We start from the raw sequence: 22,942 nt of genomic DNA, 5'->3' as shown, positions 1-22,942 counted from the left end.
TCCGCAGACCGGGCGGCTCCTCCTCCTACGCCAGCTCGCGCCCCAGGAAGCGCACGTGCTCGCCGATCTGGAACGCCTCGCCGCCCTCGTGGCCGTTGAAGGGGTAGACCCGGATCTCGCGGGGTCCGGCGTAGCGGTTGTAGGAGGCGTAGACGGTGGACGGCGGGCAGATGTCGTCGCGGAGCGCCACCGAGAACAGCGCGGGGGACTGCGCGTAGGGGGCGAAGGAGGTGCCGTCGAAGTACGAGAGGGTGTCGAACACGCGCGCCTCGGCGCCGCGGTGGGTGTGCAGGTACTGCACGATCTCGCCGTACGGCATCGTGTCGACGAGCCGCACGGCGTGCGGGATGTGGGAGAGGAACGGCACGTCGACGATCGCGGCGCGCGCCGCCTCCGACTCGCCGAGCAGGCCCAGGATCCCGGTGACGGCGAGAGCGATCCCGCCTCCCTGGCTGCCGCCCGAGACGGCCACGCGGCAGGCGTCGACCGCGGGGTGCGCGCGCAGCACGTCGAGCGCTCGGACGGCGTCCGTGAAGACGCGGCGGTAGAAGTGCTCCGCGGGCGACTCGATGCCCTGCGTCATGAAGCCGGAGACGTGCGGCCCGCTGCCCACCGGGTCGGGCGTGGCTCCGGAGCGGTGCCCGGACCCCTGGCCGCGGGTGTCCATGACCAGGTGCGCGTAGCCGGCGGCCGACATCGCGGTCCACTCCGCGAGCTGCCCGCGGCCGCCTCCGTAGCCGATGAAGGTCACGAGCCCGGGGAGGGGGCCCTCGACGCCGCGGGGGAGGATCAGCCACGCGCGGATCGGGTGGCCGCCGAAGCCGGAGTAGGTGACGTCGAAGGTGTCGAGCAGTCCGAAGCCGGCGTCGACCCGCTCGAGGCGCGGCTCGGTCGCGACGGCCCTCGCCTCGGCGATCGTGTCGCGCCAGAACTCGGCGAACCCGGCGGGCTCGGCGATCTCGGGGGCGTACTGCTCGAGGAGGTCGAGCGGGAGGTCGTACTGCGGCATCACGGACTCCTTCTCGGGCAGCGGCGCCCGAGGACCGAGGCTACTGGAGGCACGGGCCCACCTGGGTGCGGCGTGGGAGAACGCCGCAGAGCGGAATGCCTGGGCACCCTCCGCGTTCTCCTCAGCATGACGACGTACGGAATCATCGGAGCAGGCAACATCGGCAGCCAGGTCGCACGGGCGGTCATCGCCCTCGGGGACGAGGTGGTCATCGCGAACTCGCGCGGCCCCGAGACCCTCGCCGACCTCATCGCGGAGCTCGGCCCGAAGGCCCGCGCCGCCACGGCACAGGAGGCGGCCGAGGCCGCCGAGATCGCCGTGGTGACGGTGCCGCTGAAGAACCTCGAGGAGGTGCCGGTCGCCCCGCTCGCCGGCAAGATCGTCCTCGACACGAACAACTACTACTTCGAGCGCGACGGCCGCATCGAGGCGCTCGACATGGGCGAGACCACGACCAGCGAGATGCTCCAGCAGCACCTCCCGGAGTCGAAGGTCGTCAAGGCGTTCAACCACATCATGGCCGCCGACATCACCACCGACGGCACCCCGGCCGGCACGCCCGACCGCCGCGCTCTCGCAACGTCGAGCGACTACCCCGAGGCGATCCACTTCGTGACCGACCTCTACGACCGGATCGGCTTCGACACCGTCGCGATCACGCCGCTGAGCGAGTCGTGGCGCGTCGAGCGCGACCGACCCGCCTACGTGGTGCGGCAGAACCGCGAGGAGCTCGAGGCCAACCTCGCGAAGGCTCCCCGCACGGTCTGATCCAGCCTCTCGAAGGGGAGCGGTGCTGCGGCGCCGCTCCCCTTCTGCCTGTCCGGACGGCGTCGGAGGCGCGCCCGGGACGGCTCCCTCGGCGCTCGCCGCCGCCGGGCCTGCGATAGTCGAGAGGACCAGCCACGCACCAGAGAGCCCCGATCGGGCTCCGAGAGGAGAGGCCTGCCATGCCCTCGACACCCCGTTCCGTCCCCTCCCGCTCCGGGCTCTCGCGCCGCAGCGTCGTGATCGGCGGTCTCGCGGTGCTCCCGCTGCTCAGCGCCTGCACGCCCGACTCCTCCGCTCCGGACGACGCCCAGCAGGAGGCGCCCCGCACCCGCACCGCGGCTCCGAGCGGGCCGGTGGCGCTCGCCCCGGACGCGCTCGCCGCGAGTGCGGCCCTGTTCGCCTCGGCTCCGCTGGTCGTCCTGGTCGAGGACGTCGCCGAGTCCCGCCTGCGCGCCGCCCAGGTGAGCATCGCCTGGGGCGTGCCGCTGCTGGTCGGCTCGGCGGGATCCGGAGCGACGGCCGCCCCGACCGCGGACGCCGCGGCCGCGGGATCCACGGCTTCCGAGACGCCGTCCGATTCGGCGATCCCGTCCGACTCCGTGACCGGATCCGCCACCCCGTCCGTCGCTCCGTCCTCCACCGCTCCGACCTCCGACGCCCTGGCCGCCGAGTTCGCCCGCCTCGGCGTGACCCGCGTGCTCGCGATCGGCGACGTCACCGCGCCCGAGGGCGTCGACGTCGTCGCCTCCGCCTCCGACGCGGCCGCCCTCAGCAGCGCGTCCGGCGTGACCGTGACCGACCTGGCGCTCGCCGACCTCGCCGCCGCCGCGCCGTCCACCGCCTCCGACGCCCCCTTCGGCGCCCTCCCGGCCCGAGCCGACGCCCTGACCGGCCTGCACGCCCTCGCCCGCGCGCAGGACGCCGACGTCGCCGCACTGGCGACCGCCCGCGCGGCCGGCGTGCCCGTCACCGTGGTCGACGGCGACGACCTGCTCGCCTCGGGCCTAGCCGTGACCGCGATCGCCGAGGCCGACGCCTCCTGCACGCTGCTGCTCGGCCCCGTGCTCGCCGCCCAGCCCGAGCCTGAGTGGGCCGTGCGCGCGGCCGCGAGCGGCTGGCAGCTGCCGGGCGGCGGCCAGCGGATGTTCGGCGGGCACCTCTTCGTCGCGATCTACGGCACTCCGGGCGCTCCCGTCCTCGGCGTGCTGGGGGAGCAGGGCCTCGAGCCCACGATCGCGCGGGCGGAGGCGGTGGCCGAGCCGTACCGGGCGCTCACCGACAAGCAGGTCGTGCCGAGCCTCGAGATCATCACCACGGTCGCGGCGGGCGACCCCGGCAAGGACGGCGACTACTCCAACGAGCTCGACGCCGCCGACATCCGCCCCTACATCGACGCGGCGCAGGCGGCGGGGATGTACGTGGTGCTCGACCTGCAGTCGGGGCTGACCGACTTCCTCACCCAGGCGAAGCAGTACGCGGACCTCCTGTCGCTGCCCAACGTCGGCCTCGCGCTCGACCCGGAGTGGCGCCTGCTGCCCGGCCAGAAGCCGCTGCAGCAGATCGGGCGCGTCTCGGCCGCCGAGGTCGACAGCGTGTCGGAGTGGCTGGCCGACCTGGTGCAGAGCGAGGGGCTGCCGCCGAAGATGTTCGTGCTGCACCAGTTCCGGCTGTCGATGCTGCAGGACCGCGACAGCATCCGCCGCGACCGGCCCGAGCTGGAGTTCCTCATCCACGTCGACGGCCAGGGCTCGCAGCCCGACAAGCAGGCGACCTGGGACGCGCTGCACGAGGGCGCCCCCGAGGGCATCGGCTGGGGCTGGAAGAACTTCTACGACGAGGACGCGCCCATGCTCACCCCCGCCGAGACCATGGCCGAGGTCCGCCCCCTCCCTGACCTCGTCACCTACCAGTAGGCGGATCCCGGGGACGGGCGTCAGCGGCGCAGGAGCTCGCCGGAGACGACGCCCGCCTCGACCTCCTCGAGGGCGCGGCCGCGGGTCTCGGGCACGCGCTTCCAGATGAAGACGAGCGCGAGCAGGCCGACGGCGCCGAACAGGAAGAACGTTCCGGTGATGCCGACGCCGGAGACGAGGGTGGGGAAGAACAGGCCGAGCACCGCGTTCGTGATCCAGTGGCAGAAGATCGCGATGCCGACGCCGACGCCGCGGATCCGCAGCGGGAAGATCTCGGACAGCATCACCCAGGTGACGATGTTGAGGAACGTCTGCATGCTCCCCACGAACGCGACGACCAGCACCAGGATCACGTACGGCCGCGCCGGGTTCCCCACGGGGAGCGCGACGGAGGCGATGCCGATCAGGAAGTGCATCGCGGTGGTCAGGGAGTAGCCGAGCAGGAGGGTCGTGCGGCGGTTCATCGTCTGCATGAGCCGCAGCCCGATCAGGCCGCCGATCACGGCGATCGCCCCGGGTGCGATGTTGGCGACGAGCGCGCCGTCGTGGTCGAAGCCCGCCTCCTTCAGCACCGACTGGCCGTAGTACATGATCGAATTGATGCCGGTGAGCTGCTGGGCGACTCCGATCCCGATGCCGACCAGCAGGATGCGCACCGCCCAGCGCTCGCGCAGCGCCTGCAGCAGGGGGATCCTCGGGCCGTCCTTCGCGCCGATCGAGCGGGCGATGGTCTCCGCCTCCGCATGGGCCCGGTCGGGCGTCCGGATGGTCGTGAGCACGCCGAGCGCCTCGTCGCGTCGGCCGTGCGCGATCAGCCAGCGCGGCGACTCCGGGACCCGGGTCATGCCGAGCAGGAGCGCGGCGGCGGGGAGCGCGGCGACGGCGAGCATGATCCGCCAGACGCCGGGCAGCTCGCCCCAGACGGTGCCGATGACGGCGTTGGCCACGAAGGCGGCGAGCTGGCCGATCACGATCATCAGCTCGTTGCGGCCGGCGAGCGAGCCGCGGATCTCGGAGGGGGAGATCTCGGAGAGGTAGATCGGCACGACCACCGAGGCGCCGCCGACGGCCAGTCCGAGGACCGCCCGCCCGAGGACCATCACGCCGAAGCCCGGCGCCACCACGCAGACCAGGGCGCCGACGAGGAAGAGCACGGCGAGCAGGCGGATCGTGGTCCGCCTCCCGAGGGCGTCGGCGAGGCGTCCGCCCGAGATCGCGCCGATCGCGGCGGCGAAGAGGAGCGAGCTGGTGACGACCCCCTCGGTCAGCGCGGTGAGGCCCAGCTCGGCCGACATCGGCTCCAGGGCGCCGTTGATGACGCCGGTGTCGTAGCCGAAGAGGAGGCCGCCGAGGGTCGCGATGAGCGCGATGAGGCCGAGACGCCGAGTCGGCGCCTCCAGGGAGGTAGTGGTCATCCGCTCACTCTGACGCATGGCCGCGCGGTGAGCGAACCCTGGACCGTCGGGGGAACCCGGTGTAGCGGGTCCCCTCGACGGCAGGGAGGGGGGAGGAAGCGTGCGGAGGGGGTGCTCAGGAGGAGACGCGCGCGCCCTCGCGCAGGCCCTCCTCCTTGGCCTGCTGCACCAGGGCGGCGATGCGGCGGCGCGAGCGCGAGCGCCCGGCGAGCAACGCCGCGAGGATGAGGGCGACCCCGAGGATCACGAGCAGCTGCGGGACCGGCACGGCGGCGACCGTGATCGACTCCGTCACGGGAGCGGTGGCGACCGGCTCCTGATCGGCGGCGGCGACGGTCGGTGCGATGGTCAGGTCGGCGCCGACCCCGAAGAGGGGCCAGATGCCGTCGAGCTGCACCGAGACGCTGCGCCGGTCGCCGGGCAGCAGCTCCTGCTGGGGCGCGTCGGCCGCGACGACGGGGGCGGTGGCGCCCTGGGCGCTCGCCGTGCCGTCGAGCAGCAGGCGCACGTTGCCGGTGTTCACCACGTCGGCGACGAGCGAGAGGGAGCCGGGCTGGAACGGGTTCCAGGAGAGGCGGTAGTCGCTGGCCAGGTCCTCGACGGAGAAGGAGGGGGTCACCTCGCCGGTCACGCGGGTCATCACGCGGAAGCCGATGCGGCTCTCCACTCCGACGTTCGCGCCTCCCGCCTCGGTGCCCTGCGAGAGCACGGAGGCGGCGATGCCGGCGGCGTGGTCGCCGGGGGTGGCGTTGTCGGGGACCGTCACGGTGAACGGCACCACGCCGCTGCTGCCCGGATCGACGGTCACGGTCTCGGGGGCGGAGATCCACAGCCCGGCGTCGACCGACTCCTGGTCCGAGTTGAGCATGTTGAAGCGGCCGGTGTCGGTGAAGTAGCCGTCGGCGCTGGTGATGCTGAAGGTCACGGGCTGGTCGCTGAGGTTCCGCACGACCGCCTCGTCCGAGGCGCTCGCGCCGGGGGCGAGCTCGAGCTCGACCCACGCGCGCTTGTCGGGGACGCCGTCGGTGGAGGGGCTGACCGCCCAGGTGATCGCTCCGTCGGCCGCGACGGCCGCCGGAGCGACTCCCGCGCCGAGGAGGGCGACGATCAGCGCGAGCAGCGCGGGGAGGAGCGGGCGGCGGGGAGCGGCGGAGCGGCGCGGAGCAGTCATCAGAACCTCATGGTCGCACGGGGGAAGCACGACGCGGCCGGGCGGGCGGGCCCGGCCGCGTCGGCCGTGGTGGGATCGCGGCCGAGGGAGTGCGTCCCCCGGCCGCGACGGGTCACTCGAAGAGCGACAGGGTGATGGTGGACGAGTACGCGCCGGCGTCCACGTTCACGGGGGTGCGGAGGAAGAGGTCGGCGTCGGCGCTCCAGGAGCCCTCGGGGTTGACCTGCTGGGAGTTGCTGGCGACGATCGCGAGCAGCTCCTTGCCCTTCAGGCCGACGCCGTTGGCGCCGCCGTCGATGGCGGTGCCGACCTCATCGCCCGCGGCGACCTCGCCGAGGTCTCCACCGTCGACCAGGTCCGGGGTCCAGCCGAGGTTCTCGGCGCCGATGGTCGAGCCGTCGGCCGACGTGAAGTCGCTCGCCGTGCCGATGACGTACCACGCGGAGTCGGGGGAGACGTCCGCGGCGTCACGGGTGTCGGTGACCGTGACGGTGGGCAGGGTGCCGGTGAACTGGCGGCGGACGTTGTCCGAGCCGGTCTCGGTCAGCGTCGTCGAGTCCGCGGCGACGGTCATCGAGAGGGCGCCGGTCCCGGGGAGGTCGGCGATCTCGACGTTGATGTCGACGTCGTCGTTGCCGTAGTTGACCTCGGCGGCGAACGCCGTTCCGGCGACTCCGAGCAGGAGGACGCCTCCGGCCAGTCCAGCGGCTCCGCGGATCAGAAGGGATCGGGTGTTCATGTCGGGTGTTCTCCGTTCTCCGGCCGGCGTCGTCGCCGGCTCGATCTCAATGGGTGTGGGTCGTGCCCGCGGATCAGCTGCAGCTGGCCGCGGAGTAGGGGGCGGTCGCGGAGGCCGTGGCCGGCTTCCCGCTGATGAACGCGGTCGCCGTGGCGGTCGCGGATCCGTCGGTCACGCTCGTCGCCCGGGTGGTGAAGGCGGCCGAGACGGTGGCGCCGGGAGCGACGTCGGCGAAGCTCTTGGAGCCCCACGTCGTGCCGATCACGATCTTCGCGGCGAAGGCGTTCGGGTTCGTGGCGGTCGCGGTGACGACGATCTTCCCGGCGGCGCAGCGCGTCGTGGAGGTCGTGGTCACGGCGATCGCGGGTGCCGAGTCGGTCACGGGACCGACGGAGGCGGAGGCCGTCGCCGGCGTCCACTGCGGCTTCGCGGCGGTCACGGCCACCGAGATCGTCGCTCCGCGGTCGGCGGCGGTGAGCGTGTAGCTCGACGCCGTCGCCCCGCTGATCGCGGTCCCACCGCGCTTCCACTGGAAGCCGGTCGCCGTCCACGGGGAGGAGGCGGAGGCGGTCAGCGTGCTGCCCACCGTCGCCTTCCCCGTGATCGAGGCTGCGAGCGGCGCGGTGTCGACGATCGTCTGCGCGGCGACGCTGGTGAGGGTCGGGACGACCTTCTGCATGAGCCCGGTCGTCTTGTCGAAGGTCACCCGGTCGATCGTCGTCTCGCGGTGCTGGCCGTCTCCGCCGGGGATGGCGAAGCGGTGGTAGGCGATGTACCAGTCGTCCGTGCCGGGCACGTTGACGATCGAGTTGTGGCCCGTGGCGAGGATGCCCTGCGAGGTGTCCTTCTCGAGGACCACGCCGCGGTAGGTCCACGGTCCGTCGACGCTCGTCGAGGTGGCGTAGCCGACCTTGTAGTTCTCCGAGCCGGTGTCGTCGATCGAGTAGGTGAGGTGGTACAGACCGTCGCGGTAGTTCAGGAACGCACCCTCGCGGAAGTCGGTCAGACCGCTGATCTTCTTGATCGTGCCGGTCTTGATCGAGAGCATGTCGTCGGACAGCTCCCCGTAGAGCGGGTCGCCGTTGCCCCAGAAGAGGTAGCTCTTGCCGGTCTTCGGGTCGGTGAACGCGGCGGGGTCGATCGCCTGGCCGGACCGCACGGACTCGCCGTTGGTGATCATCGCGGTCGGCTGCGCCGTGAACGGGCCCATCGGGCTGTCCGAGACGGCGACTCCGATCGTCTTGCGGTTCAGCGAGGAGTTCTCGCCGGAGAAGTAGAAGTAGTACTTCCCGTTCTTCTCGATGATCGTCGGCGCCCAGGCGTTGCCGGTCGCCCACGGCACGTTGCCGTTCGCGCCGTCGAGCGTCAGGAAGGGCTGCTCCGAGCGGGTCCAGTCGATGAGGTTCTTCGAGGACCAGGCGTAGAAGGTCTTGCCGCCCCAGCCGGCGAAGCCGTCCGAGGTCGCGTACAGGTAGTAGGTGTCGCCGAAGACCGCGATGTTCGGGTCGGCGTTCAGGCCTGCGAGGACCGGGGACTTCATGACGACGGCCTTCAGGGTCCAGGTGGTCGCGGTGCCGCCGGCGGCGGGCGTGAGCACGACCGTCTGCGGGGTGGAGAGGTCGCGGACGGTGCCGGAGGCGGGGCTCGCCGTGACGCCGGCCGCGGTGGAGAAGGTCGGGGTGAGCTTCGTCAGGTCGGTCCCCGGCTTCACCGGGAAGGTGACCGTCCTGCTCGCCGAGTCGACGATCGGGGCCGTCTTCAGGACGTCGCCGCTGAGCGACAGGTCGACCAGGGCCGACGTGTTGCCGGAGGCGGCGAGCACCTCGGAGGCGCTGAGGGCCCGGTTGTAGACCGAGAACTCGCGGATCTGGCCGCGGAAGCGGTTGTCGGCGTCGTAGTTCGAGCGCCCGATGTAGTTCGCCGAGGTGGAGCCGCCGCCGATGTCCTTCGGGTCGGTCGTGACGGTGCCGCTGGCGACCTTCACTCCGTCGAGGTAGATCGTGCCGGTGGTGCCGGAGAGCGTGTACGTCAGGTGCGCCCAGGTGCCGCGGGGGAGGGCCGAGCCGCCGGCGACGGTCTGCTCGGTGGTGTAGTTCCCGGTCGCGATGCTGGTGCGGTAGTTGTTGCCCGAGGTGAAGAGGTAGCCGTCGCCGGCGCCGTTCGTGGTGTTGCCCAGGCCGTAGAGGAAGTAGGCGCCGCCCTGCGCGGGGTCGATCCAGACGTCGGACTGGATGGTGAGGTCCGTCACTCCGGCGAGCAGGTCGTTCGGCAGCTTGACGTAGTCGTCGGTGCCGTCGAGCTGCAGGGCGCCGTCCTTCCAGGTGCCACCCGAGGGCAGCGTGCCGTTCTGGTTGTTGCCCGAGCTGTCGCGCACCGTGGTGCCCGAGCCGCCGTCGAAGGTGTAGCGGAGGATCTCGCCGGCCGCGTTGACCGGCTTCGCGGCGGGGCCGGTGCTGCTGGTGCCGTAGGCGGCCGTCAGGCGCGCCTCTTCAGCGCTCGAGAGGCGGAGCACCGAGCCGTGGCGGAAGGGCTTCGAGAACGAGTACGTGTTCGCGCCGGTGGTGCCGACAGGAAGCGCCGTGAACCGCATGTCCGCGAGGGTGTCGGTGACGTAGGCGGAGTAGCCGAACGAGTCGCCCATGACGACCCAGCGGCCGTCGGGCAGCTGGTAGACGGTGAGGCCCTCGAGGTGGTCGGAGAGGCCGCGGGACTTCTCCTCGCCGAAGCCGATCACGCGGGTCCAGGGGCCGGCGAGACTCGGGGCCTTGTCGACGACCGTGCGCCAGTCGGCGGTGGAGAAGCGGTAGTACGTGTCCCCCTCCTTCGCGATGGTCGTGTCGATGATGCTGCCGCGGCTCCCGCCGCCGGCGGCGGGGTTCTCGTCCAGCCAGACCTTCGGGGTGGAGAAGCCGACGAAGTCGCGCGTGGTCGAGACGTAGACGCGCTGGGCGGAGGCCCCGCCGGTCAGCGTCTTGTCGCGGGCGGCCCAGTAGACGTAGTACTGGCCGGTCGCGTCGTCCCAGATCGCCTCAGGAGCCCAGACGTTGCCCGCGTCGGGGAAGCCGGCGAAGACGATGCTCTGATCGCTCCAGTTCACGAGGTCCGTCGAGCGCCAGACGACGAGGTTCTTGCTCGCGTTGGTCTGGTCCCAGGTGCCGCCGGGAGCGGTGCCCTCGGCGTGCAGGTCGGTGCCGATGATCCAGTACTCGTCGCCGGTGGGGGAGCGCACGAGGTGCGGATCGCGGACGCCGAGGGTGCCGCCGAGGTTGGCGAGCACGGCCTTGTCGTTGTTGAGCTTCGACCAGTGCAGACCGTCGGTGCTGGAGCCGAAGTAGATCTTCTCGTAGTCGGTCGAGGCGAAGTGGGTCCAGAGGTAGCCCGCGTCGTACTCGGTGTCGAGGTCCGCGGGAGCCGCGGTCACCGTGACGGGCAGCTGCCGGGTCGCGGTCGTGCCGGCGATCGTCGCGGTGAGTGTGACGGGCGTGGCGGCGGACCGGCGCTTCACGACGCCGGTCGTGCTGAGCACGGCCGTGTTCGAGGAGGACCAGGCGACGTCGTAGGAGCCGGCCTTCGCGGGCAGCGTCACGTTGCCGCGGACGTCGCCGGAGTTGACGATCGAGAGGGCGTCGAGCGCCTTCTGGGCGTCGGCGTTCACGTCCTTGGCGGGCACGGTGGCGGTGAAGGTGCGGGTGGCCGTGGCCGAGCCGCGGGTGGTCGTGGCGGTCAGCTCGACCGAGGCGACCCCGGTCGCGGGCGGCGTGACGACTCCGCTGGTCGAGACGACCGCGGAGTTGCTCGAGGCCCAGGCGATGGCGGAGCCGTTGGGGCCGGTCGTCGGGAGGGTGAGGTTCGCGGAGACCGAGGAGAGGCTCCCGAGGTCCAGGGCGGCGGAGTCGCGGGAGACGCGCGTGCTGTCCGGGGCCTGGAGGGTCGCGACGTCGGCCGCGCTGAGCGCCGTGCTGTAGACGCGGAAGTCGCGGACCGAGCCGGCGAGGGTCTTGTCCGCCGTGTAGACGGAGCGGCCGATAGCGTTCGCGGTGGTGGTGCCGTTGCCGATCGCGGCGGGAGTGATGGTCACTCCTGTCTGCTGCGCGACCTGGGTGCCGTCGAGGTAGAGGCGTGCGGTGTCGCTCGCGTCGTCGAGCGTGTAGGTGAGGGTCTTCCAGACGCTGCGCGCGAGGTTCGCGTTGGAGTTGACGGTCTGCTCGGTGGTCCAGTTGCCGGTGGCGATCGAGGCCTTGTAGCCGTTGCCCGTCGTGTAGAGGTAGCCGTTCCCGGCGCCGTTCGTCGTGTTGCCGAGGCCCCAGATGAAGTAGGGCGTGCCCTGGTTCGCGTTCACCAGGACCTCGGTGCTGACCGTGATCGAGTTCAGGCCCGCGAGCAGGTTGTCGGGCAGCTTGACGTAATCGTCGGTCCCGTCGAGGGCGACGCCCGCGGCTCCGCGAGGAGCGGCTCCGTTGACGAGCGTGCCGGTGCGGCCCTTGCCCGAGCTGTCGGCGACGGTCGTGCCGCTCGTCTCGTCGAGCGCGTAGCGCAGGACGAGGCTGTCGGAGGGAGCTGCGCTCGCCGACTGGGCCGTCAGAAGGGGGACGGTGAGGGCCACGGCCGTCACGAGGACGAGTGGTCGCAGGAAAGGCTTCATCGCGCTTTGCTCCAGGGTCGGCACCATTGCTGAGGGGAGGGAGTGTGCCGGCTTCGTACGCGGCAATGTTCACGGTAACACTATGTTGACGACAACGTGAAGAGCCTAACCGGATCATTTCCCGACACTCCAGAGAAGAGGCGAACCGGTTCGACGAATCCCGGGTGCATCCTGGAGCGACGCGTACGCCGATGTCCGGTCGGATCAGCCGCGGTCGACGTCGCGCGAACGGCTCAGCGCGCGGTCCATCGCCCTCAGCGTCCGGAAGCCGGCCCGCTCGGCCACGGCCGCGCGAGCCGAGGGCGAGAGCGACGGGCTCGCGGCGAGCAGCGACGCGGCGAGGTGCACGCGCCGCTCGCGGAGGGTCGCGGCCACGGTCGTGCCCCGGCGGTGGAAGGCGCGGTCCAGCGTCGCCCGCGAGACGCGGAGCCGCATCGCGAGAACGCCGGCGGTGAAGTCCGCGTCACCCGCCTCCGCATCGATGACGGCGATCGCGCGGAGGAGGACGCCCTCGAGTCCGTCCTCCGGACGGGCGGGCGGCAGGCTCTGCTTGATCAGGGCCGACGCGGTCGCCTCGAGCGCCCGGCGCAGCTCGCTGAAGCCGGGATCGCCCGCCGCGAGGTCCGCGTTGAGGGTCGCGTTGACGAGGGAGACGAAGGCGCCGCTGTAGCTGTCGGCGGCGAGCAGGGTGCAGGACGGCCCGTCGGACTGTGCGCTCGTGAGGCCGAGCCTGCCCCAGGACGTCCTCAGCGCCAGCCAGGCGGAGTCCTCCTCCGCCCGGAACCGAGCGGAGTCGTCGCGTCGGAGGAGGGCGAGCCCGCCGGGCCGCAGACGAGCGGCCTCGAGAGGGCCGTCGACGACGATCTCGCCGGCGACCGGGACGATGAGGTCGACCTCGGCCCGGTCGGGGGCGGGGAGGGGCGGGTCGGTCCGGAGCGTGCCGGGTGTGTGCCAGAGGCGGCTCAGCCGGAAGCCGTCGACGGCGAGCACGTCCCCGGCGAGGTGCAGGGGCGGAGCTCCGTCGCTCGCCCAGCCGAGGCTCCTCAGCCACGCCTCCACGCGGGGACCGCTCAGCTGCAGCGTCTCGACGAGACCGCGCGGGGCGGCCGGCTGCTCGGAAGCGGTCACCGGGCTCCTTCGCAGCGGGGACGGGGTGCGCGGGCGGTGACCACGTTAGGCCGGGGGAGGGGCGCCGAGACGGGGTGGCGCGTTCCTCCTCGGACGAGGCGCCCGTCCTCGGCGGGAGGGCGGAGGCGGCCCTCCTCGCCCGCGGTCCGGCAGGACGCGGGCGGAGAGGGCCGCCGGGCGCGGATCAGCGGCAGTCGGTTCTCGCCTTGATCCAGTGGGGGTTCAGCGCGCCGTCTCCCCGGGCGGTGATCCCGGCCGCATCGGGGCCGGTGCTGGCACCGGAGCCGATCTTGGTCCACGTGTTCTGCGCCGTGCTGTAGTACCAGATGTCGCCGTTCGCCTTCACGGAGACGTTCCCATCCGCTCCCTGACCGTAGGTGCGGACGAACCCGGAGTTCTCCGGAACGGTCGCGAGCCGGGTGCCGTACTGCAGGACCCCGTCCTTGATCCAGTGGATCTCGAACGTCCCGCCCGGCCGCTGGGTCAGTCCGGCGGCGCTCGGCTCGGTGCTGGCTCCGGTGCCGACGAGGTCCCAGACGTTGCCCTGCGGGGTGTACCGCCAGATGTCGCCGTTCGACTTCACGGCGATCGTGCCGCGGGTGCCGAGGCCGTAGACGCGGACGAATCCGGAGTTGGTCGGCACCGTGGCCGCTGCGGTGCCGTACTGCAGGACTCCGTTCTTGATCCAGTGGACGTTCAGGGTCCCGGCCGGGTTCGCGGAGATGCCGGCCGCGCTCGGCTCGGTGCTGGCGCCGGTGCCCAGAAGGGTCCACTCGTCGGCCTGGCGGTTGTACCGCCAGACGTCGCCGTTCGACTTGATGGAGACGTTCCCGTCCGCGCCCTGACCGTAGGTGCGGACGAATCCGGAGTTGCTCGGAACGGTCGCAAGCGCCTTGCCGTACTGGAGGACTCCGTCCTTGATCCAGTGCGCGTTGTAGGTTCCGTCCGGCTGCTGCGTGAGCCCGGACGTGCTGGGCTCCGTGGAGGCGCCCGTGCCGAGCTTCTGCCAGCCGTCCGACCGCCGGTACTGCCAGATGTCGCCGTTCGCCTTGACGGAGACGTTGCCGTTCACACCCTGCGAGGAGGTGTGGATGAATCCGGAGTTCTCGGGAACAGTGGCGAGGCCCGTGCTGTACTGCAGGTCGCCGGTCTGGCGGACCGGGAACGGGGCGTTCGTCTTCGCCGAGCCGCCGAAGGCGAGGGCCGAGCCTGTCGAGGGGCCGGCGATGACGCTGCCGGCGGGGATGGTGGCGACTCCGTTCGCGTCGGTCACGAAGGTGTCGGTCCCGCTCCCTCCGAAGCGGAAGCCGGGCGGGGTGTTCACCCGCACAGGGACGTTCGCGACGTTGCCGCCGGTGAGGGTCAGCGTGATCGGCGCCGTGTTGGGCATGCACGCGATCATGGTCGGGATGGAGCTGAACACGAGGGTCTGCGTGGCAGAGGCGGCGGCGGCCGGGGTGGCCGTCGCTGCGGCGATCACGGGCAGGGACCAGGTGGCGCCGGCGACGACGGTGCGTCGCCTCAGCGGACCCTGCTCAGCGGGAGAGTTGTCGGAAGTCACAGTGAAGCTCCTCGGTCTGTCTTCTCGCCGGCGGCCTGCTCGGAGGACGGTCGTCGTCCGCTCGGCCGCTTCGGCGGGTACGACGGGCGCCGTACCGCTGGGGAGTCTTCCCGCGGGCGGGCGGTCGGCCCAAGCGCTCGGGGGCAGGTGAGGAGGAAGTGGCGCTGCCGTGAGGAGGGAGTGGTGAGCTCCGGCGCCGCTCCGAGTCGCGATCGCCCTCCTGACCCGGTGATCCCGTCGGTCGCACGCTGCCGCCGGGGCGCCGCCGGCGCGGTGAGCGGGAGCGTCGCCGTCCGCTGTGACCGGTCCCGTGACAAACGGAGCACGCGCGGGCTGCGAATCACTCCCGTGGTGAGGCGTCAGCGTGCCCGCGAGGAGGGGGCGCCCGATGAGGTCGAGATCGGCCGAGATGTACCGGCGGATGGCCGAGCACTGGAACGGCGTGGAGGCCCGTTCTGGACTGCGGGTCGAGGCGACGGGCTCGCTCGGCTTCGAGATCGCCAGACTGTGGATCCCCGGTGGCTGCGTTCTCGAGCAGAAGCCGCAGTCGCGCTGCCCGCCGGGCGCGCATCTGCTGCTGGTCGTCGAGGGCGGAGGACGCATCCGACAGGGCGGACGGATGCTCGAGTGCGGCAGTGGTGATCTGGTGGTCATCGACGCGGAGCCGCGGACCGGGGCGCGCTTCCCCCGCTCGACCGTGATCTACGCCTGGGTGCTCGGCGAGCGGGCGCTGGAGCAGCGCTGGATCGCTGAGCGCCTCGGCGAGGTCCTGCCGGTCGCCGGCTCCTTCCTGGCCCCGGCGCGGGCGCTGATGAACGGTCTCCTCGACGGCGACCCCGCTCTGGCGGAGCAGCCCGCCGTCGCCCGGGCGGGCGAGGCCTTCCTGAAGGAGCTGGTCGAGGGCTCCGCACCGCGCAGGCGTCCCCGCGCCGAGGAGGTCTACGGGGAGGCCATGGCCCTGATCGAGGAGCGCCACCGCGATCCCGCCTTCACCGCCGCCCGGCTCGCCCGCGAGCTCCTGGTGTCGGAGCTGACGCTGGCCCGCGCGTTCTCCTTCCTCAGGCGGACGGCCGACGACGAGCTCGAGCGGCGCCGGGCGGGCACCCTCCTGCTCCTGATCGGCGGGCGGTCCCTGGCGACCGCCGACTTCGCGCGCGCGTCCGAGGAGGCGGGCTTCGCCTCCGAGGGGAGCGCTCGCCGCGCGCTGTGGCGGCTCTCCCAGCGCCGCTGACCGGGACGGTCCCCGTGGCCGTCCTCCCGGTCCGGCGACGGCGTGCGGCCGGATTCCGAGCGCGAGGCGCGGAGGCCTGGGAGATCCGTGCGAACGTCCGGCGGTGATCGACAGATGAGGGATTCTGTTCGTTCGACGCGGAGGAGGCGGGAGATGGGGGCCGCAGAGGAGCGGATGCAGGCGTTCGCTCGCGCCTGGTACGAGCGCGGGACCGGCGCTCCCGGTCTGCGGATGGACGCAGCGGATGGACCGGGACTCGCGCTGACGCGGGTGTGGGGGCCGAACGGGATCAGGGTCGCCCCCTCGCCGTCGGTCGACAGGGCGGACAGGCCGGCGGGCGTTCACATCTCCCTGATCGTCGAGGGCGGGGGAGAGGTCGTCCTCGACGAGGGCGTGCTCGAGGCGACGCCGAACAGCGTCCTGCTCCTCGACGCCAGGGTCCCGGCGCGCATCGACTACCGGCGGCCGACCGTCTCGTACACCTGGAGCTTCGACGCCGCCGTGCTCGAGCACCGGTGGGTCCGCGAGCGGATCAACGAGGTCGTGTCGGTGCGCGAGTCGGTCTGGACGCCTGCCCGTGCCCTCGCCAACAGCCTGATCGAGGGGGATCCGGCCGTGCTCGGGGCCGCCGGCGTGAGGCGGGCGAGCGAACTGCTGCTGGAGGGGATCGTCGAGCACTGCGCTCCGCGGGTCCGGACCCGGAGCGCGGACCAGGTCTACGCGGAGGCGATCCCGGTGATCGAGGCGCGCCACCGCGACCCGGCGTTCTCCGCCGCGGTGCTCGCCCGGGAGCTGCTCGTCTGCCCCCGCATGCTCGCGGAGGCTTTCGCGTTCCTCGGCCGCACGCCGGCGGAGGAGATCGAGACGCGCCGGGCGGGCACCCTCCGGCGCCGGATCGGCCTGCGGCGGCGGGGCCCTGCCGACTTCGCCCGCCTCGCCGAGGAATGCGGTTACGCCACCCGCGAGCAGGCCGCGCTGACGCCTACCGCTCCGCCTCCTGAGGCCGGCGGAGCGCCCCGGACACGACGGCGCCCCCTCGTCCGCGGAGGGACGAGGGGGCGCCGGGGGAGATCGAGCGGGAGCCCGGTCAGGTCTTGCTGCGGGCCATGACGGCGCGCTGGAGGAGGACGAAGACCAGGAGGATGCCTCCGGTGATGATCGTGGTCGCCTCCGGCGGGATGCCGCCGTCACGGGTGATCAGGACGTTCATCAGGCCGAGCACCAGGGCGCCGACCACCGAGCCGAGCACGAAGCCGACGCCGCCGGTGAGCAGCGTGCCGCCGATGACGGTCGCCGCGATGGCGTCGAGCTCCCAGCCGGTGCCGGTGATGTTCTGCGCGCTGCCGAGGCGGGCGGTGTAGACCACACCGGCGAGACCGGCGAGCGTGCCGCTGATGATGTAGATGAACAGCTTGGTCCGCACCACCGGGAGGCCCATCAGGGCCGCCGACTGCTCGGAGCCGCCCATCGCGTAGACCGTGCGGCCCAGGCGGGTGCGGTGCAGCACGAAGAACGCGCCGGCCACGACGAGGATCGCGATGATCACGCCGGGGCTGATGACGAAGTCGTTGACCTTCGGGCCGTCGATCAGCTTGATCGGCGTGGCCAGGCTCAGCACGGCCGAGTCCTCGGGGAGGCGCTCCGGGACGGTGCTCAGCATGGAGGCGAGACCGCGGGCCAGGAACATCATCGCGAGCGTCGCGATGAACGGCTGCACGTTGAAGTACTGGATCAGGACGCCGGAGATCACGCCGAACAGGGCGCCGATCACGACCATCAGGACCATCACGAGCCAGGGGTTCCAGCCGGCGTTGATCAGGAGCACGCCGCTCACGCTGCTGAACGCGATCACCGCGCCGACCGAGAGGTCGATGCCGCCGGTGAGGATCACGAAGGTGAGGCCCACGGCGAGGATGATCAGGTGCGCGTTGTTGACCAGCAGGTTCGAGATCGTGCTCGCCTGCAGGATCCGGCCGTAGGCGGCCTCGCCGTAGACGATCATCCCGAAGAAGATGATCAGCGCGGCCAGGGTGGGCAGCTTGTCCAGGTGCTGGCTCAGCCAGCCGCGCGCCCCGGAGGTGCGCTTGGTGCTCGCCGGAGGGGCGGAGCGGGTCATCACGGCACTCATGCGGGGATCGCCTCTTTCTGCGGGACGCTGCGGCGCGCCTCGCGACGGGACTTGAAGGCGGAGCGGACGCGCTCGGACTGCAGGAGGCAGAGCGCGACGATGACGATCGCCTTGAAGGCGGGCGTCGCGGAGGACGAGACTCCGAGGAACACGACGGTCTTGTCGAGGGTGGCGATCAGGATCGCGCCCACGGCGGCACCGGTGATGTTGAACTTGCCGCCGGCGAGCGAGGTGCCGCCGATGACGACCGCGAGGATCGCGTCGAGCTCGAGCTGGTAGCCGGTGCGCGAGACGTCGACCGTCATCACGCTCGCCGTGGCGAACACGCCCGCGACTCCGGCGAGGATGCCGCTGCCGATGTAGGCGGTCATCAGCAGGCCCCGGCGGTTGATGCCCGCGAGGCGGGCCGCCTTCGGGTCCATGCCGATGGCCTCGATCATCAGGCCGAGGGCGCTGCGGCGCACCAGGACTCCGACGACCACGACGATGGCGATGGCGAGGAGGAACACGACCGGGAGCCCGAAGACGTACCCGTTCGCGAGCCAGCGGAAGGGCTCGTTGGTGGCGGCGGTGTTCTGGCCGCCGGTGATGACCTTCGCCAGGCCGCGGCCCGCGAGCATCACGACCAGCGTGCTGATGAATGGCTGGAGGCCCACCACCGAGACGAGGACGCCGTTCACGGCTCCGAGCACGGCGGCCACCAGGAGGGCGACCGCGAAGGCTCCCGCTGCGGCGCCGAGCGAGTCGGGCGCTCCCGCGGAGTTGAGGAACTCCATCGAGACGGCGCCGGCGACGACCATGATCGAGCCGACCGAGAGGTCGATGCCCCCGGTCGCGACGACCAGGCACATGCCGACGGCGATCATCAGGATCGGAGCGGCGGCGCGGGCGATGTCGATGACGTTGCCGACGAGGTAGCCGGTAGTGGGGCTGACCGAGACGGCCAGGTAGCCCGGGTCCTTGACGACGTTGACGAGGAGGAGCAGGGCGATCGCCACGACTCCCCAGAAGTACTGGCGGCGGATGATCCCGCCGAGGACGGATCCCCGGGCGGGTCGGGTGTCGCTGCTCATGATGCGGCCTCCTGCGTGGCGCTCTCGAGGACGACGACGTCCTCGTCGACGACTCCCTCTGCGGCGATGGTAGTGACGATCGACTCCGCAGTGACAGCGGGACCGTTGAGGATCTCCGCGATCACGCGGTGGTCCTTCAGGACGATGATGCGGTCGCTGAGGCGGACGACCTCGTCGAGCTCGGACGAGATGAAGACCACGGCGACGCCCTCGCCGGCGAGGGCGACGACCTTCTCCTGGATCTCGGCCTTCGCTCCGACGTCGATGCCGCGGGTCGGCTCGTCGAGGATGAGGATCTCGGGGGCGGTGGCGAGCCAGCGGCCGAGGAGGACCTTCTGCTGGTTGCCGCCGGAGAGCTTGCTGATCGGGCGGTCGGGGTCGGCCGGGCGCACGTTGAGCTCGACGAGGTACTTGCCGACGATCTCGTCCTTCTCCTTCTTGGAGAGGGGGCGGGCCCAGCCACGCTTGGCCTGCACGCCGAGGATGAGGTTCTCGCGGACCGAGAGGTCGCGGATGATGCCCTCGTCGCGGCGGTTCTCGCTCGAGAACGCGATCTTGTGGGCGAGACCGGCGGTCGGCGTCGGGACGTCGATCTTCTTGCCGTGCATCGTGATCTCGCCGGTGTCGGGCTTGTCGACGCCGTAGATCAGGCGCGCGAGCTCGGTGCGGCCGGAGCCGAGGAGCCCGGCGAAGCCGACGACCTCGCCGCGGTGCAGCGTCAGGTCGGTGCTCTCGATGGAGCCCTTCTTGCCGATGCCCTTCGCGGTGTAGAGCGGGGCGTCGCGGTAGAGGTGGTCTTGGCTCTCGCGCTCGGAGTCAAGGGAGCGCAGCGCCGCGATGTCCTTGCCGATCATCTTCGAGATCAGCGAGGTGCGGTCGAGCTCGTGGGTCAGGTACTCGCCGACGAAGGTGCCGTTGCGCAGCACCGTCAGGCGGTCGCTGATCGCGTAGACCTGGTCGAGGAAGTGCGAGACGAAGAGGATCGCGACGCCCTCCGCGCGGAGGCGGCGGATGACCACGAAGAGGTTCTCGACCTCGTTCGCGTCCAGGCTCGAGGTCGGCTCGTCGAGGATGAGCACCTTGGAGTCGCTCACCGTCGAGCGGCTGATCGCGACCAGCTGCTGCATCGCGATCGAGAGCGAGGCGAGCGACTGGCGCGTGTTGAGGTGGCCGAGGCCGAGCTTCTCGAGCGCGACCTTCGCGGCCTGGTGCGTGGCCTTCCAGTTGATGCCGAAGGGTCCGCGGACCTCGTAGCCGAGCATCACGTTCTCTCCGATGGAGAGGTTCGTGACCAGGTTGACCTCCTGGTACACGGTGGAGATGCCCGCGGCCTGCGAGTCGGCGGTGCCGGTCAGGCGACGGGTCTCCCCGTCGATCACGATGTCTCCGCTGTCGATGCGGTAGACGCCGGTGAGGGCCTTGATGAGCGTGGACTTGCCGGCGCCGTTCTCACCCATGAGGGTGTGGACCTCGCCCGGGAACAGGCGGAAGTCGACGCCGTCGAGGGCTTTCACGCCGGGGAAGCTGATCGAGATGTTCTTCATCTCGACGATCGGAGGCGAACCTGTCATGTCGCGTCGTTCCGTTCTCGAGCGGGGCGCAGCCGAACAGGTGCGCCGAAGGGTCGGAGCGACCGGGGCCGGCGGGTGGGCCGGCCCCGGTCGCTCCGGGGGAGTGGTGCCGCGTCGAGGAGGACGCCGGGCGACCGGTGGTGCTGAGCGACTAGAACTTGCGGTCGGGCAGCGCGGTGGTGGCGGCCTCGGGCGAGTCGAAGGTCTCGCTCGGGACGACGATCGAGGACTCGACCTTCTCGCCGGCCAGGGTCTTCTCGACCGCGTCGAGGGCGGTCTCGCCGAACAGCGGGTTGTACTCGGCGACGAAGCTCAGCTCGCCGTCGGCCAGCGCCTGCAGGGCGTTCTTGGTGCCGTCGATCGTGGCGATCTTGACGTCGGTGCCGGGGGTGAGGCCGGCCTCCTGGACGGCCTGGACAGCGCCGAGGCCCATCTCGTCGTTCTGTGCGAAGACCAGCTGGACGTCGTTGTTGTTCGACTTCAGGACGGTCTCGAAGACGCTCTTGGCCTCTTCGGTGGACCAGTTCGCGGTCTGCGCGCCGATCTTGGTGAACTTCGAGTCGGCGCCGATGACCTCGTCCCAGCCTTCGTTGCGCTCGTTGACGACCGAGACGCCCGCGGGGCCCTCGAGCGTGAAGTACTTCGCGCCGCTCGGGAAGGTGGTCTTGGCCCAGTCGGCGACCGAGGTGCTGACCGCGATGTTGTCCGGCGCGATGCGGGTCACGTAGAGGTCGGTGTTGTCCGGCTCGATGCCGCGGTCGATCAGGATGACCGGGATCTCGGCCTCCTGGGCGCGCTCGAGCGAGTCCTCCCAGCCGGAGCCCTCCGTGGCGGAGAGCAGGATGATGTCGACGCCCTCGTCCACGAAGGAGGTGAAGGAGTCGATCTGCGACTTCTGGTCTCCGTTGGTGGCGGGTGCGTACTTCAGGTCGAAGCCGGCGTCCTTGGTGAACGTGTCCTCGATGTTGGTCTCGTTCGCCTGGCGCCACGCGCCCTCGGGGCCGACGGCCACGAAGCCGACGGTGGTGAGGTCACCGCTCGAGCCGGAGCCCGAATCGGTGCCGGAACCGCCCGAGCAGCCCGCGAGTCCGAACGCGAGTGCGCCGACTGCTGCGAAACCCAGGAACTGGCCGATACGCCTCGTCTTGGACATAGATCTCCTCCTTGAGATCGCGGGCACGAAGAGAGTGCCCGAGATGGTGGACCCCGAAGGGCCTCGAATGCGGGCCTAGCGGCCCGAGGTGCGGTGAGTGCAGGATGTGCAGTGGGCGCCGGCCGAAGCAGCGCCACGTCGAAATGTTACCGTGAACAATTCTTGTGACGCAACAGCACGGCGGTGCGCTTCGGTAACGATCCGGTCGCGGGGCCCGCAGGGCCCGATGGCAACCCTCTGCCCGGTGGTCGGGCCCGGGAGTAGCTTCCCTGGCCATGATGCTCCCTCGATCGCGCTCCGTCCCCGCGACGGCCGCGACGGCGGCCCTCGTGCTCGCGCTCTGCGGATGCTCCGCGGACGGCACGGCGGCCCGCCGCGCGGCCGACGCCTTCCTCTCCGCGCTCGCCGACGGCGACGGCCGCGCGGCGTGCGCGCTGCTCACCGGCTCCGCCCGCGAGGCCGTGGAGGACCGGGAGGGCGACTGCCCCGGCGGCGTGCTGGAGCTCGGGATCGCGGAAGACGGAGCAGGGGACGCCGAGGTCTACGGCCGGGCGGCGATCGTGCGCTCCGGCGGCACCGCGGTGTTCCTCACCCCGGGCGACGACGGCTGGCTGGTGCGCGCGGCGGGGTGCACGCCGGTGGCGGACGCGCCCTTCGACTGCGTCCTGGACGGGAGCTGACGTGCGCACCGCTTCCGCCCTGTACTACGCCGTGATCGTGCTCGGCCTGATCGGGTTCTTCGCCGTCGGGATCCTCGGGAGGTGAGCCGGATGCGCCGCTTCCTGCGCGAGAACGGACTCTCGCTGTTCTTCCTCGCGATCTTCCTGCTCGCTCTCCTCGGGCAGTAGTTCGCCGGGCTCGCCGCGTACAACGACACCCAGGTCGCGGAGGGGCTGCGGGAGGTCGGCTACTGGCGCTTCGTCACCTCCTCCGACTTCGCGATCGACGTCGCCGAGAACTGGCAGTCGGAGTACCTCCAGTTCTTCCTCTACATCGGCGCGACCGTCTGGCTCGTGCAGCGCGGCTCGCCCGAGTCGAAGCGGTTGGGCGAGGAGGGCCTCGAGACCGACGAGCAGCAGAAGGCGGGGGCGTCCGCGGAGGACGACTCGCCGCCCTCGGCGTCCGCCGGCGGCCTGCGGCAGGCGCTGTTCTCGCACTCGCTGCTGCTGGTGATGGGGGCGGTGTTCCTGCTGTCCTGGGCGGCGCAGTCGGTGACGGGCGTCGTGGCCTACAACGAGGAGCAGCTGACGAGCCTGGAGGCGCCCGTCGACTGGCTCGGCTACGTCTCCTCCGCCGACTTCTGGAACCGGACGCTCCAGAACTGGCAGTCGGAGTTCCTCGCGGTGGGCAGCATGGCGGCGCTCGCCGTGTTCCTGCGCGAGCGCGGGTCGAGCGAGTCGAAGAAGGTGGGCGATCCGCACGGACGGACGGGGATCTGAG

16 protein-coding genes and 1 pseudogene are annotated in these 22,942 nt (G+C 71.5%); 6 read left to right on the top strand and 11 right to left on the bottom strand.

The features are described 5' to 3' along the window. Positions 1 to 25: 25 nt before the first annotated feature. Entirely contained in the window at positions 26 to 1,009 is a 984-nt protein-coding gene (locus C5C53_RS10510; RefSeq protein ID WP_104267492.1) for an acetylxylan esterase, read from the bottom strand. A gap of 126 nt (positions 1,010 to 1,135) precedes the next feature. Here C5C53_RS10510 and C5C53_RS10505 point away from each other — a divergent pair, with 126 nt between their 5' ends. Next, positions 1,136 to 1,777 carry an NADPH-dependent F420 reductase gene (locus tag C5C53_RS10505; RefSeq protein WP_104267491.1) on the top strand — a complete coding sequence of 214 codons (642 nt, stop codon included), beginning with the start codon at positions 1,136 to 1,138 and terminating at the stop codon, positions 1,775 to 1,777. Positions 1,778 to 1,956: 179 nt separating this feature from the next. After that, positions 1,957 to 3,690 carry a hypothetical protein gene (locus C5C53_RS10500; protein ID WP_104267490.1) on the top strand — a complete coding sequence of 578 codons (1,734 nt, stop codon included), beginning with the start codon at positions 1,957 to 1,959 and terminating at the stop codon, positions 3,688 to 3,690. A gap of 20 nt (positions 3,691 to 3,710) precedes the next feature. On the opposite strand, the gene C5C53_RS10495 is transcribed toward C5C53_RS10500, so the two are convergent. From C5C53_RS10495 to C5C53_RS10470, 6 genes are all read right to left on the bottom strand, one after another. Then, a complete protein-coding gene (locus C5C53_RS10495; RefSeq protein WP_244229508.1) occupies positions 3,711 to 5,105 on the bottom strand; it encodes a sugar porter family MFS transporter in 1,395 nt (464 codons plus the stop codon). A gap of 115 nt (positions 5,106 to 5,220) precedes the next feature. Continuing rightward, on the bottom strand, positions 5,221 to 6,276 hold the full coding sequence (locus tag C5C53_RS10490; RefSeq protein WP_104222384.1) for a WxL protein peptidoglycan domain-containing protein: 1,056 nt from the start codon (positions 6,274 to 6,276) through the stop codon (positions 5,221 to 5,223). A 112-nt stretch (positions 6,277 to 6,388) separates the two neighbouring features. Further along, positions 6,389 to 7,015 carry a hypothetical protein gene (locus C5C53_RS10485; RefSeq protein WP_104227017.1) on the bottom strand — a complete coding sequence of 209 codons (627 nt, stop codon included), beginning with the start codon at positions 7,013 to 7,015 and terminating at the stop codon, positions 6,389 to 6,391. A gap of 73 nt (positions 7,016 to 7,088) precedes the next feature. Beyond that, a complete protein-coding gene (locus tag C5C53_RS10480) occupies positions 7,089 to 11,657 on the bottom strand; it encodes a family 43 glycosylhydrolase (protein ID WP_181127751.1) in 4,569 nt (1,522 codons plus the stop codon). 204 nt (positions 11,658 to 11,861) lie between these two features. Further along, the gene (locus C5C53_RS10475) at positions 11,862 to 12,785 is read right to left on the bottom strand and encodes a helix-turn-helix domain-containing protein (RefSeq protein ID WP_104222387.1); all 924 of its coding nucleotides are present in this window, start codon (positions 12,783 to 12,785) and stop codon (positions 11,862 to 11,864) included. Positions 12,786 to 12,969: 184 nt separating this feature from the next. Beyond that, the gene (locus C5C53_RS10470; protein WP_104267488.1) at positions 12,970 to 14,346 is read right to left on the bottom strand and encodes a hypothetical protein; all 1,377 of its coding nucleotides are present in this window, start codon (positions 14,344 to 14,346) and stop codon (positions 12,970 to 12,972) included. Between the two features lie 388 nt (positions 14,347 to 14,734). Here C5C53_RS10470 and C5C53_RS10465 point away from each other — a divergent pair, with 388 nt between their 5' ends. Both C5C53_RS10465 and C5C53_RS10460 read left to right on the top strand, forming a co-directional pair. Next, on the top strand, positions 14,735 to 15,577 hold the full coding sequence (locus C5C53_RS10465; RefSeq protein ID WP_104267487.1) for a hypothetical protein: 843 nt from the start codon (positions 14,735 to 14,737) through the stop codon (positions 15,575 to 15,577). 153 nt (positions 15,578 to 15,730) lie between these two features. Further along, positions 15,731 to 16,687: a hypothetical protein gene (locus C5C53_RS10460; protein ID WP_104267486.1), complete on the top strand. Its 957-nt coding sequence runs from the start codon at positions 15,731 to 15,733 to the stop codon at positions 16,685 to 16,687. On the opposite strand, the gene C5C53_RS10455 is transcribed toward C5C53_RS10460, so the two are convergent. The 4 genes from C5C53_RS10455 to C5C53_RS10440 form a co-directional block, all read right to left on the bottom strand. Next, entirely contained in the window at positions 16,665 to 17,705 is a 1,041-nt protein-coding gene (locus tag C5C53_RS10455) for a sugar ABC transporter permease (protein WP_104222391.1), read from the bottom strand. The genes C5C53_RS10460 and C5C53_RS10455 overlap by 23 nt on opposite strands. Beyond that, on the bottom strand, positions 17,702 to 18,778 hold the full coding sequence (locus C5C53_RS10450) for an ABC transporter permease (RefSeq protein WP_104238658.1): 1,077 nt from the start codon (positions 18,776 to 18,778) through the stop codon (positions 17,702 to 17,704). Before C5C53_RS10450 ends, C5C53_RS10455 begins: the two co-directional genes overlap by 4 nt. Then, complete coding sequence (locus C5C53_RS10445; protein WP_104222393.1) at positions 18,775 to 20,349, bottom strand: sugar ABC transporter ATP-binding protein; 1,575 nt, start codon at positions 20,347 to 20,349, stop codon at positions 18,775 to 18,777. Before C5C53_RS10445 ends, C5C53_RS10450 begins: the two co-directional genes overlap by 4 nt. A 151-nt stretch (positions 20,350 to 20,500) precedes the next feature. After that, entirely contained in the window at positions 20,501 to 21,502 is a 1,002-nt protein-coding gene (locus C5C53_RS10440; RefSeq protein ID WP_104257728.1) for an ABC transporter substrate-binding protein, read from the bottom strand. Positions 21,503 to 21,777: 275 nt separating this feature from the next. Between C5C53_RS10440 and C5C53_RS10435 the strand changes: the two genes are divergently transcribed. Together C5C53_RS10435 and C5C53_RS10430 are read left to right on the top strand one after the other, a co-directional pair. Continuing rightward, positions 21,778 to 22,182 carry a hypothetical protein gene (locus C5C53_RS10435; RefSeq protein WP_104267485.1) on the top strand — a complete coding sequence of 135 codons (405 nt, stop codon included), beginning with the start codon at positions 21,778 to 21,780 and terminating at the stop codon, positions 22,180 to 22,182. A 180-nt stretch (positions 22,183 to 22,362) separates the two neighbouring features. Further along, a pseudogene (locus tag C5C53_RS10430) lies at positions 22,363 to 22,941 on the top strand (DUF6766 family protein); the annotation flags it as partial. Between the last annotated feature and the right edge of the window lies 1 nt (position 22,942).

The organism is Rathayibacter sp. AY1E3 (assembly GCF_002932235.1).
Classification (GTDB): domain Bacteria; phylum Actinomycetota; class Actinomycetes; order Actinomycetales; family Microbacteriaceae; genus Rathayibacter.
This window is presented reverse-complemented; position numbering and strand designations above follow the sequence as displayed.

What these genes read in the sequence shown, in the direction of transcription:
- C5C53_RS10435 (WP_104267485.1), top strand. Translation starts at nt 21,778, where the DNA reads ATGATGCTCCCTCGATCGCGCTCCGTCCCCGCGACGGCCGCGACGGCG.
- C5C53_RS10465 (WP_104267487.1), top strand. Translation starts at nt 14,735, where the DNA reads ATGAGGTCGAGATCGGCCGAGATGTACCGGCGGATGGCCGAGCACTGG.
- C5C53_RS10510 (WP_104267492.1), bottom strand. Translation starts at nt 1,009, where the DNA reads ATGCCGCAGTACGACCTCCCGCTCGACCTCCTCGAGCAGTACGCCCCC.
- C5C53_RS10460 (WP_104267486.1), top strand. Translation starts at nt 15,731, where the DNA reads ATGGGGGCCGCAGAGGAGCGGATGCAGGCGTTCGCTCGCGCCTGGTAC.
- C5C53_RS10490 (WP_104222384.1), bottom strand. Translation starts at nt 6,276, where the DNA reads ATGACTGCTCCGCGCCGCTCCGCCGCTCCCCGCCGCCCGCTCCTCCCC.
- C5C53_RS10485 (WP_104227017.1), bottom strand. Translation starts at nt 7,015, where the DNA reads ATGAACACCCGATCCCTTCTGATCCGCGGAGCCGCTGGACTGGCCGGA.
- C5C53_RS10505 (WP_104267491.1), top strand. Translation starts at nt 1,136, where the DNA reads ATGACGACGTACGGAATCATCGGAGCAGGCAACATCGGCAGCCAGGTC.
- C5C53_RS10450 (WP_104238658.1), bottom strand. Translation starts at nt 18,778, where the DNA reads ATGAGCAGCGACACCCGACCCGCCCGGGGATCCGTCCTCGGCGGGATC.
- C5C53_RS10440 (WP_104257728.1), bottom strand. Translation starts at nt 21,502, where the DNA reads ATGTCCAAGACGAGGCGTATCGGCCAGTTCCTGGGTTTCGCAGCAGTC.
- C5C53_RS10480 (WP_181127751.1), bottom strand. Translation starts at nt 11,657, where the DNA reads ATGAAGCCTTTCCTGCGACCACTCGTCCTCGTGACGGCCGTGGCCCTC.
- C5C53_RS10445 (WP_104222393.1), bottom strand. Translation starts at nt 20,349, where the DNA reads ATGACAGGTTCGCCTCCGATCGTCGAGATGAAGAACATCTCGATCAGC.
- C5C53_RS10455 (WP_104222391.1), bottom strand. Translation starts at nt 17,705, where the DNA reads ATGAGTGCCGTGATGACCCGCTCCGCCCCTCCGGCGAGCACCAAGCGC.
- C5C53_RS10500 (WP_104267490.1), top strand. Translation starts at nt 1,957, where the DNA reads ATGCCCTCGACACCCCGTTCCGTCCCCTCCCGCTCCGGGCTCTCGCGC.
- C5C53_RS10495 (WP_244229508.1), bottom strand. Translation starts at nt 5,105, where the DNA reads ATGACCACTACCTCCCTGGAGGCGCCGACTCGGCGTCTCGGCCTCATC.